This window comes from Myroides odoratimimus, assembly GCF_004337635.1.
GTDB lineage: Bacteria > Bacteroidota > Bacteroidia > Flavobacteriales > Flavobacteriaceae > Flavobacterium > Flavobacterium odoratimimum.
In genome coordinates this window covers 2,915,818-2,929,208 of the sequence record NZ_CP037427.1, presented here as the reverse complement: position 1 = coordinate 2,929,208, position 13,391 = coordinate 2,915,818, and the positions used below count along the sequence as shown (strand labels likewise).

Below are 13,391 nucleotides of genomic sequence, written 5' to 3'. Positions count from 1 at the left end.
ATATATTTAAAATCAGCATAACAATTTTAAAACTTATAATTTAGATAAATATATAGTATTCAAACATTAAAAGACTATTTCTATAACTAGACAAAGTTTGTGGTTACGATGTACAGATGTATGAAATAGTCCCTACGATTATGGAGATGACTTATGACTACTGTGTGGAGACGAAAATGGTATGTATGTATTGTGTGACACGCAAAATATTGCATCTCTACATTGATACTCTGTGTGTGCATATTGCCCGCAAGGCAGATAATTCCTAATTCCTAATTCTTAACTCCTAATTCTTAACTCCTAATTCCTAATTAAAAAAAGAGGCTCTCGCCTCTTTTTTGTTACATTTTTATAATGATAAATTCACTTCTTCTGTTTAGCTGATGATCAGCTTCACTACATGGTACTCCATTAGAACATCTGTTTTGTAGTTGACTTTCTCCATATCCTCTACCTGTTAGACGACTTGGTTCTATACCTTGCGAAATCATCCATTTAATAGTTGCTTTCACACGTCTATCTGATAAGGCTAAATTATAATTGTCATTTCCTCTACTATCTGTATGTGAACGCACATCTATGATCATAGCTGGGTACTCTCTCATTACCTCAACTACTTTCATCAGCTCTATCGCTGCATCTCTACGGATAAATGATTGATCAAAGTCAAAATAGATTGGTTGTAATTTTAGCTTCTTAAATAAATCATCGTTTATACCTACTGTCTCATATGCCTTATCTAAACCGATATTCACTTCTTTATCACCTGCCACATCAGCTGCAGCAAATACTAACTCTACTGTACTATACTCTGGTGCTTCTGCCTTAATACGATACTTCTCACTACAATCTAATGTCTCAGAACTATACTTACCTTGCTCATCTGTCTGAATGGTTTTAGACTTTTCATATAATCCATCTGATATCACAACAGTTGCATTAGGAATACCTTTCTTTGTTTTAATATCATATACAGTACCTATTATATGCTGTAGACATGCTTTCTGAATAAAAGAATAGATATCATCTCCTCCTAACCCTTCTGGTCGGTTTGAACTCACATATCCTGCATTTGTGTCTCTATTGATATAAATAGAAAAATCATCAAACGGACTATTAATAGGCGCTCCTAAATTAACTACTTCTCCTATCACCCCATTTTTCTCTAACTTAGCCGAAAAGATATCTAATCCTCCTAAACCTGGATGACCATCAGAGGCAAAGAATAAATAATTATCAGAAGAAATAAATGGGAATGTCTCACGCCCTGCTGTATTTACTTTCTTCCCGATATTCTCTACACCTCCATACACATCATTAGGATATAAAGCTACTCTAAAAATATCTGACTGCCCTTCGCTTCCCTCTCTATCAGAAGAGAAATATAACCATTCATTATCTGGTGTCAACGCTGGGTGCGCAGTATTAAAGTTATCTGAGTTGATTGGTAATTCTTTTATATCTCCCCAAGTACCATTAGCTTGTTTAGTAGCACTAAATATCTTTAATAGAGACGAGTTTTTCTTATTGTTTTTACGCTTTCCTTTTAAATTAGAATTATTACGAGTAAAGAACATGGTCTTTCCATCCTTCGTAAATACAGCAGTAGCATCATTAACCTTAGAACTCAACTCAGGAGCGTAAACAACAGGCTCTCCTAACTTACCATCTGCTAAGATCGTACTACTGTATAGTGTAGTAAAACTCTCATTCGTCCACTCGTGTAATTTCTTACTTGATAATTCACTAGAAGGACGTGCAGAAGTAAAAATAAGTTGATCTCCTATCACTGCTGCTCCATAATCAGAATAAGGAGTATTAATAGATGTATGTGTCAATTCATAACGAGCTGTACCTTCCTCTATTGTTTTTAAATAGTCCTTATTCGCTAGGTATAATTTTGCCCTAGAGTCTTCCTTTTCTAATACAACGAACTGCTCCATTACCTTCTTAGAAGCATCATATTGTTCAGCAGCTTTTAAGGTTTGTGCATAGCGATAGTAGTACTCTGAAGGAATCTTCACTGTATCCTTATCATCATACTCTCCATTAAACAGCTCTGTATACCATTTATTAGCATCAAGTAGCTTCCCATTAAAATAATATGAATCAGCTAATTTCATTAATATATCTCCATTAATATACCCTTTTTTAGCCATGCGTTCATAGATTTTTATAGCATCTATATAAGCTAGTTTTTCATACTCTTTGTCGGCTTTCTTCTCAGCTACACGCTGAGCTTGTACACTAGTACTTAGCGCAAATAAAGCAATACTTAATAAACCTGTTTTTAGTAATTGTTTTCTCATACGTTAGATTGGGAATGTGGGGTTAATCACCTAATACAAAACTACATTAAGTATTGTCAAAAACACAACAAAACAGAGGTTACGCCTACAATAATACCACATAACAACTACTTTACAACTATTTATATATTAAAATTATTTTAAAAACAACAAAAATAAACAAACCATAACTATTTAGTATATTTTAATAAAATATAAGCAACCATATACCCCATACTTTCTAATTTCGCCTTATTTACTTGGACTAGGAAGCTTTTGATTATTCTGGACTATCCCCTTCATTATCTAGGCATTTACCTTTGTTGCTAATCAAACAATAGATATAATGCATATACATTTTGTAATTCACGAGGAGTATGAAGGGCCTGGTGCCTTTTTAGATTGGGTAAAAGATCATAATTATAGTGTAAGTATGACTAAACTATATGAAAACAATATTTTGCCTACCTCAGCAGAACACATTGATTTACTAATCGTATTAGGAGGACCTCAAGATCCTATTACGACAACAGATGAATGCCCTTATTTTGATGCACAAAAAGAAAAAGAATTGATACTAAAGTGTATACTTGCTCATAAAGCGGTTATTGGTGTTTGTCTAGGGGCACAACTTATAGGAGAAGCTCTGTGTAACGCTTATAGTCACAGCCCAGAAAAAGAGTTTGGTGTATGGCCTATTCACCTTACTGATGAAGGAAAGACCCATCCAAAGTTTAAACATATAGAAAATGAACTTCCAGTAGGCCACTGGCACAATGATATGCCAGGACTTACACCAGATGCTATAGTACTAGCTACTAGCGAAGGATGTCCTAGACAAATAATAGAATATTCTAATCTAGTGTATGGATTGCAGTGTCATATGGAATTTACACCAGAAGTAATAGAATTAATTATTGCTAATGACCAAGAAAGCTTAGTGAGATATGCTAATCATCGCTTTGTACAGTCTGCTCAACAACTAATGAAATACGACTATACTACAATGAATCAAGCCTTATATACATTCTTAGATAAGTTAGTAGAAGAATATAAACAACTATCTGACGTTAGACCACTTCATCATCTATAAACAAGAAGCCTGTATTTATTAGAACACACTTCTAACTCATACAGGCTTCATATACATAGAAAGAGTCAAGATATTCTATTATCCATCTATACTCATTTCAATACATTCTTTATTAGAAATTTCTATATCTATAATATGATCAGCTATAAGCTCATCCCCTATTGCAATAGACGCTGTAATATGTGCTAAATTATGTAAACAGATTGTAACACTATATACATCTAAGGTATCATACCAATCATCATCTGCTTTTCCGTCTAAGAAAGGAAGGAAAGCGTTATTCTCACTATTATAGAATCCTATTAGCTCTTCACGCAAGTCTGTAAGCCAATATAGATAATCTACCACCTTAGACTGTGCTCTGCTATCAAAAGGAATATAGCTAATAATCAAAAACCGATCAAGTGGACAGTACTTATTAAAAATAACTACTCTCTTCTCTTTTATACCATATTGATTATTAGTCCCCTCTACAAGGGTGATATCTTCTGGAAACAGAAGGTCTATTGTCTTTCTTTCTCTTAATTTTCGAAGATCTTTTACACCAAAAATATCTTTATGAGTCTTTGCTTTCTCTGAAAAAACAAAAAGCTTATCTTGGATTTTATGAGTTTTACTACTTTCTACTTCAAGTAACAATCTATATGCAGTCTCCCAATACTCTAATAATGCATAAATATGACTCTGCAACAATAAATTCTCACTCGTTTGTTCATCTGCTTGCAATGCATACAATAAATCAAATAAATCAGACGCTAAGTCCTTAATGCTATAACTCTCTCTAAACATTTTAGAAAGTTCATTGTACTTTTTTTTATATAAACTTATACTCATCACCTTTTTAATTACGTCTATCCTCTTTTATATATTATATACTTTTATATATGCTCCACAAGAACATTCTCTTAGGACACCTCTTTCACGATTAAGTCACTAAAGTTCTCTATTTGTACTACTTGATAAAACTTAGATACTAAAACTATTCTTATTCATCGTAGAGAATTAAAAACACTATAAACAAGTAATATAGTAGATACTATATACAGTAAATATCTAACTAATAAAGTTAATTATTTTAGTACTCACTAGCTAAAGATAAAGAAAAGAATAATGACTTATATTTGCATTTCACTCTTTTCAATTTATTTAGATGTAAATTAAAGAGATATCTCTATATATTACTATGACACAGACGCTAGATCAAAAGTTTACCAAATACGAGAAATTCGTTATTTTCATATTAGCCATCACACAATTCACTGTTATCTTAGACTTTATGGTTATGGCTCCACTAGGAGATCTCTTACTAAAAAGCTTGTCTATGTCTACACAGGATTTTGGCATAGCTGTATCTGCTTATGCATTTAGCGCAGGAGCTGCAGGATTACTCACAGCAGGCTTTGCGGATAAGTTTGATAGAAAGAAACTATTATTGTTCTTCTACATCGGTTTTATTGTTGGTACCTTATTCTGTGGTTTAGCAAACTCTTATGAGACACTCGTATTTGCTCGCATCTTTACAGGACTATTTGGAGGAGTAATAGGCTCTATCTCTATGGCTATTATCACAGATATCTTTTCACTAAAACAACGAGGAAGAGTAATGGGGTTTATACAAATGGGATTTGGAGCAAGCCAGGTACTTGGTATTCCTATAGGGTTATATATTGCTAACAAATGGTTTTGGGAAGCTCCTTTCTTTATGATTGTAGGGTTGTCAATACTTATTGCTATCGCTATTGGGTTCTATTTAAAACCTGTCAGGGATCACTTAAGTCTACAACCTCAAAAAAAGGTACTTACGCATCTGTGGAATACTGTGAAAAACAAGGATTATAGAATAGGATTTATGTCTATCACCATGCTATCTGTAGGAGGATTTATGATGATGCCATTCGGAACTATATTTGCTGTGAATAACTTAGGTGTTCATCCAGATCAGTTACCTATCCTATTTATGATATCTGGAGTTACCTCATTAACATTAATGCCTTTTATAGGTCGTTTAAGTGATAGAGTGAGTAAATACAAATTATTTACCATTGCATCTATTTGGTTAATGATAGTTAGTGTGGTCTATACTAATTTTTCTCAAATCCCTTTTGCTCTAGTAGTTGGAACAAATATCTTAATGATGATCGGTATCATGAGTCGTATGGTTCCTTCAGCAGCCTTAAACAGTGCTGTGCCTGATACAGCTGACAGAGGAGCTTATATGAGTATTACTTCTTCACTTCAACAGATATCAGGAGGTATTGCAGCTGCTATCGCGGGACTAATTGTCTACCAAGAGCATGATAACAGCCCACTTGTTAATTACAATATCGTAGCTTATGTACTTGTTGTTGTATCTACTATTAGTATTATCTTAATGAGTAGAGTTAATAAGTTAGTACGCAAACGAACTTTATAAAACTAAACAAGGGAAGTAAGTTACTTCCCTTGTTTAGTTTTATACTTCCATACTGCGAGTACGCTCTTCTTGTAACAAGCTTTCTTCTTCCTCTTCATCGGCATCTATTTCAGTAACCAATGTCCATAGCTCAGGTGTTACTTTTAAATACTGTGATAGTAGATTCTCTCTTTCTATCCTTACCATTACTCTTCTCAAACTAGTCAAAAAGCCATTAGTAAAATCATCGAACTTATACTGATCTTCTAAATCCTTTACAATGCTGTGATATGCATCTTCTATAGGCTCATAAAGAAGAGTGCCAAGATCTCTAAGCTCTAAAACATAATCTTCTACAACTTCATAAGTCCAATCTGGCGGATAATACTTTCTCTCTCTATTCAGCATATCAGTATCTAAACTCAGTAACACATATCCATTATATGCACTACAGTTAAAAGCAAAAGAACAAAACACTTCTTCTTTTAAAGTAGATTGGCTGATTAGTTCAAGTGATTTTCTTACATAATTATATACAGACTCTTCGAAGTTATACTGTTTTTCGAAAGTTTTCCAATTAGCTATTTCTATCATTCCAATTGTTTTATTTTAATATCTCCATTTACGAACTAGGTCTTCTCCTATCAGCTCATCAACTATTTGTTCTATCCATTGATCAACTTGATCCTGGCCTACCTCTCCAAACAAATCTGCTTGTGCAAAAACCAAACACCCTTTTAAATAATCATCAAAATGACTAAACATCTTCGTCAAATAAGGCTGACTATCATGATCAAAATAATAGATTTCTTTAGTCTCTTTATGAAAACAGAACATATTACCATTACCTAGATAATCACTAAAAGTAATTAAGTAAGGTAACACTGATAAGTCCTCTTGTGTGAAGCTAGGACCGTATTCTGGGTGAGGTTCCCATATTTTACCAATATAGTCTATTTCGTCAAAGCTGAGTAACTGTTCGCCTATATCTGCTAACCCAAATACCTTATAGAATTCCTTTAAAGAATTTGGTAAACTTGTTTCTATTCTTGCTTCTAATAGTCGTATTTCCTCTTCTGATTTAGGATCAACTAAATCATTTGACCAATTATCAGCTAAAGACTCTATAATAAGTCTAGTATTCTCCTCCCATAAAGGATCACCTATTCTAATAAAAGGAATGATGATATCTTCCTTCTTCTCTATACATAATGTTGTCATTCGTTCTAAAAAAAAGTGTTGTCAAATAGAGTAATATCCCTTCTTCATCTCTAAACTGTGTAATCCAGCGTACCCAAGTCTCTTGTCCTATCTCTAATTTATTACCAAAACTATCTGTATACTTCCATTTATCAAAGATATCTTTCTTTAAACTAGCGCTTTCTCTACCAGACTTATAGTTATAGTCACCCATTAAATCTTTTCCAATAGAATACTTAATCCCTCTTTTCTTGTCTTCAAAAATTTTATTCCCAAACAAATCTGTACCATACTCAATCCAGTTTCCTTGGTTATCTTTTATCGTCACTTTTCCAAACATATCCACCTCATAAGTTGCTGTATAACGATTAGTATACTTATACTTCTTAACTAAATCCATTAAGAACAACTGCTGTAACTCGTCATCCTCCAGAATTCCGCTATATTCTAAGTTTAGGTACTCTTTTGAAAATTCTAATTTATTTCTATTATTATCTGAGAAATCTAAACCTCCAAAAAAGGACTTTTCTAACTGAGCATCATATCTATTATGTGAGTAAGTCCAATCTTCTCTATAATTTTTCTCTATTTTTTGAGCTTGTGCTTCTGTAGCTACAAATAACAAACCTGCTATCAACAAACTCCTAAACAATGTCTTTCCTTTCATATTTACCTTTTAGTATTTAAGCCCAGGTTATGCATTAACCAAATACTACAAAATAATTCTACTTCATAACTCTTTCATTAGCTCTAAAACCACACAATAATATGCTTAGCTCACTAATTCATATCTATTTTTATAACTACTTGATTTATTTGCCTATTACATAACTTGGGTTAAAAAAAGAAGTATAAAACATATATGCTTTATACTTCTTTTATTTTATTCTTCTACGTCAGAACGTACATCACATATTTCTTCTACCAATTCTGGGTAAGTCTTTTGTAATGCTGTTCCTCCTTTTACCTCTCTATTCATCTTCACATCTACATCATCATAGTTCACTACGTCTGGAAAAGATTCATAAATAGCATCTCTTATTTCTTCTGACTCTTCTACCCCCGTCATCTCTTCATTAGCTAAGTCTGCTACATAAAGTAACTCTTCTGCATCACACTCTCCAATGTCAAAACTATATTCTCCATTTACAAAGTTCTGAATATCACTACTAATTTCTTCTACGAAATCTTTACCTTTAAGTAATAACCAACATCTAAAATAGATAAATGCATCATCTGAAATCGTATCATCAAAGTCTATTACATCATCTTCTACCTCAAAATCATTATTCAATACGATGTACAGCTCTGCTATTTCGGCAGTGTACAATCTATGTAATTGTTGTTGCATTACTTTTTCAAAAACGATTAAATGATCTTTGTCTGTTTTACTTAATAAATCAATCATTTGATCGATGTGTTGATCTTGATCATATTCCTCCCAATCAAAACCTTTTACATCATTAGATTCATCTATAATCTTCCAAAAGAAGTTATCTTGTTCTTGTTGTGTTGCTTTTAGAATACTCATTTCTGTATATTTTTAAGGTTCTTGTTCTCTTTATAAATTTAGATAATATTATCTATTGGATTTTATTTTACTCAATATTTATTTGCCTTCCAGTTTTTATCAAATTTTCTTTTCTCAAAAAAGATATTTCCTATACTTAGTTTTATTTTATCTCTTATGAAATGCCTTCTATATTCTGCTGGTTCAAAATGATAATCATCATACGCTAGACAAAAAGCAATAAGTAATTCTTGATTAACATCATTATTGGCAATCATAAAATAATTATCAGCATAACTAATACTTATTCTTTCCTTATCCCACCAAGCGATTTGTTTCCTGTTTTCAAAAATAGAGCACTTTAGTCCACGATGAGCATAAATATCATATACCTTATAGTTATAATGACATTGATAGTGAGTTTTCCAATAAGAGAGCATTTCTAACCTCGCTGTATTCCCATGCTGATCTGTTAGAATATATTTTGCAGGCTTAAATAGACCTGTACCTTCTCCTCTTCTAATATTAAAAACAGGAATATCACTACTCGTCAAAAACAAATTAATATCTACAAAATCGCTATCTGCATTCTGTTCTGCATAAAACCTTTTCTCTTTATTGATAAACCCTTTGTACTTAATCAAATGGTAATCTATCAATTGATCTACTTCTATAACCATTATTCATCTATGTGTTTGACTCTATAAATCTAAAGATAAAAAGGCTCTCCACACTAGTGTTAGAGAGCCTTTTTATCCTAAAATGCTTTATTTATTTTTATTGTTAGGTTGCCACTGTTTATCAAAACTTCTGTTTTGAAAGACCAAGTTTCCTAAATCATAATTAAATATCCCTTTATCTTGAGACTTATAGGTATAATTATCATAAGCTAAACAACAAGCAATCAGCACTTCTGCATTCACATCATCATCCGCTATAATTTGATAATTATCTCCATCAAACCAAGACACTGCCTGCTTATCCCACCATGCTACTTGCTTTCCATTTATAAAAACAGAACACTTGCGCCCTCGATGTGCATAGATATCATATACTTTATGTTGGTAAGTACATTGATAATGAGTCTTCCAATAGGACTTCATCTCTAATATAGCTTCTCTTCCTTGACTATCAGTTAGTACATAGGTAGGGTACAACAGAAAGAACTTCTTTTTGACCTTAAAGGCTTGTTCATTGGTTGTTTCTGCAAACAAATTCACTTCTGCAAACAACTTAAAAAGCTTTTGCTTTCCATAATACTTCTTTTCTCCATCAATAAATATGTCATAGTGACTCCCAATAGAGATTTTATGTTGATTAATATCAATAATCATTCAGTAAACAATTTCTAATTCTATTGTAAAAGTAAAAAGAAAAGACGCTCCAAATACTATTGAAACGTCTTTCTTTATATTAAATTAAATAACTATTGCTCTTTGATTGCTAAAATTATTCCATTGCTGTTCTTGACCAATTACTTCTAATACTTCGATTAACTTATAGACTTCCTGATAAGAATTATACAATGCTATAGGAGCAAGACGAATAACATTAGGCTCTCTATAATCAGGAATAATATTATGATGTTTTAAGGCTAAACAAATTCTATAAGCTTCCTCATGGACTAATGCTATATGTCCTCCACGCTTATAATCCTCTGTTTCATTGTTATACGAATATCCATACAGTCTTAGTCGGGTATCGATGAGATACATCATATAAGCTGTCAAATTTAATGACTTTGCTCTAATATGCTCCATTCCCGCTTCTTCATATATATTTAATACTCCTTCCAGAGGAGCCATCGAGAAGATATTCGGTGTACCTGTCTGAAAGGCTGTTATATCAGAAGCTTGTTCGAACTCATGCTTTAGTTGGAATTGTGTTTCGTCTTTATTTCCAAACCAACCTGCAAGTCCCACTGATTTATTAAAATGTTTTTTATTGATATAAAGACCTGCTGTAGAACCAGGACCTGCTGATAGATACTTATAATTGCACCAGATAGCAAAATCTGGATTAATTAAGTCAAAATCATGTGCTACTGCTCCAATAGAGTGACATAAGTCAAAACCAATGTATATACCGCGTTTATGCGCTTCATTCGTTAGGCGTTGCATATCTAGGAGTTGAGCACTTCTGTACAATACAGAAGGCAATAAAATCACTGCTACATCTGGGGTCATCGCCTCTATCACCGCGTCCTCATCAATGAACACTCCATCTCTACTCTCTACTACTTTTAAAACTTCTTCCACCTTCATCCCCTTTAATGCTATCTGACTATCTACAGCATATCTATCTGTCGGGAAGTTTAAATCATCTACGAGTATCTTATAACGTTCTTTAGTAGGTTTCCAGAATGTCGCTATAACCTGGTGTATATTAAGCGTTGTATTAGCTGTAATCATTACCTCATTCTCCTGTGCATTAATCAAACGACCTACTCTATTTCCTAGATTCTTACCATAGTTAAAATAATGTCCATTCTCAACGTTCCAAATTAGAATACCTTCGTTCTTCCAGACCTCCATCACTTGTAACAAAGCTTGCTCTGCATCCTTAGACGCTAACCCTAGAGAATTACCATCCATATAGATCTTATTATCTGCTAAAGGGAAGAATCTTTCTCTAAATCTATATAATACATCTGCCTTATCAAGTGCTTTCGCTTGCTCTATGCCTGGTTTAAAATCTTTATTTGCCATTGATCCATCATTTTTATTAGCTGCAAATAACAACTATAAAAGAAAAAGAGCTTTTCAATCTGTGTCTAATAGCGAAACAAAGAATAACATCTATGTCTATTCCCACAAAAAAAGAGCAATTACTTGCTCTTTATATTTTTTAAAACCTCTCTCTGCTTGTTTAGATAAGCTACTTTCTCGGGTTCTCCTGACAAACTAATCAAAGTAGAAGTCCGTTTTATCATGTTAATGCGATGTTCTTGTGCGTTATTAAATGCAGGATCAAATGATAAAATACTATTTGGACTACTTAGATGTACTACACTTGCTTCTAATCCATCAGATTTTAAATAGTTATGAGAAATATCTAAGCCTAAATAAGACAGATAAAGCTCTATATCTTTATTTTTATACTTCCCTGTGCTTCCTATCAAGCTAAGTAGATCTATTACATCATTAAGCTCACTTTGTATTAGCGTTTTATCCTCTTCTGTTAATGTATTGATCTTATAAAAATACAAGATATCGTATACCAACGTATTTAATATATCAGGGCCTAAGTACACAGTGAGTTTAAAGTCCTGTAAAGCTTGCCAATATCGTTGTTGAATTCTTTTGATAGCTGAGGTTATCTCAATTTTTTTAAACGCTGTCGGTATTAAAACCCCTTGGTTTAATTCTATTTTCATTAAACGCAACTTCATCAGGTTATCTGAAGCTAAATACAAAAGCTCTGGAAGCTCTTTACACACCATGTGAAGTGTATGTCTACTTTTTTGTTCAAACCCCTCTAAAACGTTTAATTCAGCCTCTATCATCCTGATGTAAACTTGTTCTAAAGAATCTTCCTTTAATACTCTTAAGTTACAAGTAATCTTATCTCCTCCTTCTCTAATAATTAAAGAAGTAAGATTAATGTTCATTGCTTTTGCTATCGTAACTACCTCTGTCAAGGTAAACTCCACTTCTCCTCTGATTCTTCTATAACAAGCTTCCTTACCTAAATGAATTAGCTCAGAGATAAAATCAACTAGCTTTACTCCCTCCGGCAGTTGTTCTGAAATAATATGAATAAAATGTTTTTGATAAGCTGACATAGGTAAAAGAATAATAAGTTTTTATCATTTAGCTATACTCCTTGGAGTCTAAACCATAGCTTTTTCAATAATTTAAAACCATCTTTTCTCTCTTTTTTCACTTCTTCTACTTGTAGCTCTCCTTTATCATCTAAGTAGAATCTATAACTAAAAGCAAACTGCACTTCTTCTCCTTCATTTTTCAACAGACCAAAGCGCAAATCATTGAAATAGACTTCATCTTTCTTTTCAGAGAAAGTATAATATCCTTCACTAATCTTTACTAAGCGTACAATTAGTGGGTGACTCTCTAAAGACTTTATAAGAGTGTGGTTTTTAGGAAACTCCTGAAAGGTAATAGGAGACTTATCAAAGAAAGAGTACTCTCCTATTAAAAAAGAATCTTTTGTTTCTACAATAGCATTCCAAAGGATAGTATTCATCACTGTAGGTTTTACAGACATTTCTGTGTACTTAATTCCTTGGCGATCTAATGCGTCGGTAAAACTGTAAAAAGCGAATGCCTTAAGCATTAATGTAATAAATAGATAGAATGAACTTACATAGAACCCCATTCTATTATAAAACATTCTTTTGTCTAAATTTGACTTCTCTCGCATTGAACGCACCAAAAAGTATGCAAACGGTAAAGTGTATAAAGGATCTATCACAAAGATAGACTTGAATGCAAAAGAGTAATCAAGAGGCCAAAACAGCCTAGTGCCCCATGTGGTAAACATATCTAAGAGAGCATGTGTAAAGAACCCCCAAAAGAAAAGCCAAAACCCCTCTTCGTAAGTTACTTTATTCTTTTTCTCTATAAAATAGAGTAAATAACCGAACAAAATAGCTCCCAAAAAAGCAAATAGAATAGAATGTGTGAACCCACGATGTACTTCTACAGCTGTGATAGGATCAGTAAAAAAAACAGACAAAATATCTAAATCAGGTATAGTACCTGCTATTGCTCCATAAAGAATTGCCCTATTGCCTATCTTACGACCTACAATAGCATTTCCAACCGCACCACCTAGTATGATTTGTGTTAATGAGTCCATGGTTTTTTTTCAAAAATACAAATAAAAAGAAAAGATACCCTATAAACCTAATCACAGCTTGACATTTTTATACTCTCTATCCCATAT

General features: G+C 32.9%; 13 protein-coding genes. 2 read left to right on the top strand and 11 right to left on the bottom strand.

Annotated features, from left to right (window positions below; translation table 11 throughout):
• Positions 1-341: 341 nt before the first annotated feature.
• Positions 342-2,309, bottom strand: a complete 1,968-nt coding sequence (locus E0Z07_RS13200) for an OmpA family protein (protein WP_039329475.1) — start codon at positions 2,307-2,309, stop codon at positions 342-344.
• 325 nt (positions 2,310-2,634) lie between these two features.
• Here E0Z07_RS13200 and E0Z07_RS13195 point away from each other — a divergent pair, with 325 nt between their 5' ends.
• Positions 2,635-3,381, top strand: coding sequence for a glutamine amidotransferase-related protein (locus tag E0Z07_RS13195; RefSeq protein ID WP_006263530.1), 747 nt, complete (start codon positions 2,635-2,637; stop codon positions 3,379-3,381).
• Between the two features lie 78 nt (positions 3,382-3,459).
• On the opposite strand, the gene E0Z07_RS13190 is transcribed toward E0Z07_RS13195, so the two are convergent.
• A complete protein-coding gene (locus E0Z07_RS13190) occupies positions 3,460-4,215 on the bottom strand; it encodes a hypothetical protein (protein ID WP_006265238.1) in 756 nt (251 codons plus the stop codon).
• A 349-nt stretch (positions 4,216-4,564) separates the two neighbouring features.
• Between E0Z07_RS13190 and E0Z07_RS13185 the strand changes: the two genes are divergently transcribed.
• Positions 4,565-5,794 (top strand): MFS transporter, encoded by a 1,230-nt coding sequence (locus E0Z07_RS13185; protein ID WP_006265237.1) that lies wholly within the window; start codon positions 4,565-4,567, stop codon positions 5,792-5,794.
• A gap of 39 nt (positions 5,795-5,833) precedes the next feature.
• On the opposite strand, the gene E0Z07_RS13180 is transcribed toward E0Z07_RS13185, so the two are convergent.
• From E0Z07_RS13180 to E0Z07_RS13140, 9 genes are all read right to left on the bottom strand, one after another.
• Positions 5,834-6,367, bottom strand: a complete 534-nt coding sequence (locus tag E0Z07_RS13180) for a DUF4303 domain-containing protein (RefSeq protein ID WP_006265236.1) — start codon at positions 6,365-6,367, stop codon at positions 5,834-5,836.
• Between the two features lie 15 nt (positions 6,368-6,382).
• A complete protein-coding gene (locus E0Z07_RS13175; protein ID WP_006265235.1) occupies positions 6,383-6,994 on the bottom strand; it encodes an SMI1/KNR4 family protein in 612 nt (203 codons plus the stop codon).
• A complete protein-coding gene (locus tag E0Z07_RS13170) occupies positions 6,942-7,640 on the bottom strand; it encodes a hypothetical protein (RefSeq protein WP_006265234.1) in 699 nt (232 codons plus the stop codon). The genes E0Z07_RS13175 and E0Z07_RS13170 overlap by 53 nt, the downstream gene beginning before the upstream one ends.
• Positions 7,641-7,856: 216 nt before the next feature.
• Positions 7,857-8,504 (bottom strand): DUF4240 domain-containing protein, encoded by a 648-nt coding sequence (locus tag E0Z07_RS13165; RefSeq protein ID WP_131540818.1) that lies wholly within the window; start codon positions 8,502-8,504, stop codon positions 7,857-7,859.
• A gap of 71 nt (positions 8,505-8,575) precedes the next feature.
• The gene (locus E0Z07_RS13160) at positions 8,576-9,163 is read right to left on the bottom strand and encodes a hypothetical protein (RefSeq protein WP_006265233.1); all 588 of its coding nucleotides are present in this window, start codon (positions 9,161-9,163) and stop codon (positions 8,576-8,578) included.
• 87 nt (positions 9,164-9,250) lie between these two features.
• A complete protein-coding gene (locus tag E0Z07_RS13155; RefSeq protein ID WP_058699571.1) occupies positions 9,251-9,817 on the bottom strand; it encodes an LURP-one-related/scramblase family protein in 567 nt (188 codons plus the stop codon).
• Positions 9,818-9,901: 84 nt separating this feature from the next.
• On the bottom strand, positions 9,902-11,191 hold the full coding sequence (gene kynU, locus E0Z07_RS13150) for a kynureninase (protein ID WP_006265229.1): 1,290 nt from the start codon (positions 11,189-11,191) through the stop codon (positions 9,902-9,904).
• A 119-nt stretch (positions 11,192-11,310) separates the two neighbouring features.
• The gene (locus E0Z07_RS13145) at positions 11,311-12,267 is read right to left on the bottom strand and encodes a hypothetical protein (RefSeq protein ID WP_006265228.1); all 957 of its coding nucleotides are present in this window, start codon (positions 12,265-12,267) and stop codon (positions 11,311-11,313) included.
• Positions 12,268-12,299: 32 nt separating this feature from the next.
• Positions 12,300-13,304: a metal-dependent hydrolase gene (locus E0Z07_RS13140; protein WP_006258947.1), complete on the bottom strand. Its 1,005-nt coding sequence runs from the start codon at positions 13,302-13,304 to the stop codon at positions 12,300-12,302.
• Positions 13,305-13,391 lie beyond the last annotated feature (87 nt).